This is a genomic window from Candidatus Cloacimonadota bacterium, assembly GCA_034661015.1.
GTDB lineage: Bacteria > Cloacimonadota > Cloacimonadia > JGIOTU-2 > JGIOTU-2 > JAYEKN01.
This window is the reverse complement of record JAYEKN010000078.1, coordinates 4,014-5,233: the sequence shown is the minus strand read 5'-3', so window position 1 is coordinate 5,233 and position 1,220 is coordinate 4,014. Positions and strand designations below refer to the sequence as shown.

Annotated in this window: 1 protein-coding gene; it reads left to right on the top strand. The window is 38.4% G+C overall.

What is annotated here, in order from left to right; all coding sequences use genetic code 11:
- The coding region (locus U9P79_02710; GenBank protein MEA2103541.1) for a Sua5/YciO/YrdC/YwlC family protein at nucleotides 1-1,220 on the top strand (1,220 nt) is incomplete at both ends.

Below are 1,220 nucleotides of genomic sequence, written 5' to 3'. Positions count from 1 at the left end.
GTAAACACAAAGCCAAAAATCGAGGAATTCTATCGGGCTCTTTTAACCGAAAAGCCGGAAGTCTCCGTAATTATCGAACAAACAATAGAATTTTCCGATGAAGTTACTTGTGATGAAAATACCTTTCAGATTGCTCCGAGTAAAAAGCAGGGAGAAATTTCCGCATTGATTCCGCCGGATATCGCCACTTGCAAAATCTGTCTTGCGGAAATTGAGGATGAAAAAAACAGGCACTATAATTATCCGTTCACCAATTGCACAAATTGCGGTCCCAGATTTTCGATAATCAAGCAGCTGCCTTACGACCGAAAAAATACAACGATGGACGAATTTGAGATGTGTCCGGATTGTAAAGAAGAATATAAAACCATTTCCGACAGACGTTTTCATGCACAACCAAACGCCTGCCCGGAATGCGGTCCACAAATTTCACTTTTCAAAAAAGAAAATGATACGGTAAATAAAATAGCTCACAGCGAAAATTCCTTAGAGAAAACGATCAATTTGCTGAAAAGTGGAGAAATTTTGGCAATTAAAGGGCTAGGCGGATTTCACATTGTCTGTGATGCTCTCAACATTGGAACTGTGAAAAAACTGCGTAAATTGAAAAGCCGTCCCCAAAAACCTTTCGCACTTATGGCTGATAAAATTTCTACAATAGAAAAGTATTGCTTTGTCTCCAAAGAAGAAAGAAAAATGCTTTCCGGACAGCAGAAACCGATCGTGTTATTAAAACGCAAAAGCAAAAATTCGCTTCCCCAAATTGCACCCGAAATTTCCCATCTTGGGTTTATGCTTCCTTACACTCCGCTTCATTATTTGCTTTTACGAGAAATGCACCTGCTTGTGATGACCAGTGGAAATGTGGCAAACGAGGCTCTGGAAAAGGAAAACGATTCGGCTTACAAAAATTTATCAAAATATTCAAAATATTTCCTCATTTATAATCGAAAAATATTTAATCGGGTTGATGATTCAGTTGTAAAATTTTGCGGTAAAGAAAAAATTATTATTCGCAAAGCACGAGGATTTACTCCTTTTCCAATTAAATTGAAGAGTAGGTCAAGTGTCCCGCTTGACAGTATAATGAAAGAAGCAAAATCGGGCATTCAGCCAAGTAAATCCATTGAATTGAGTCGTCCCAGTGAAATAAAAAAGATAAAAGCATTTCACGGGATAAACCAGGGACCATTCCCTGACGATGAACCGATTTTCGCAGC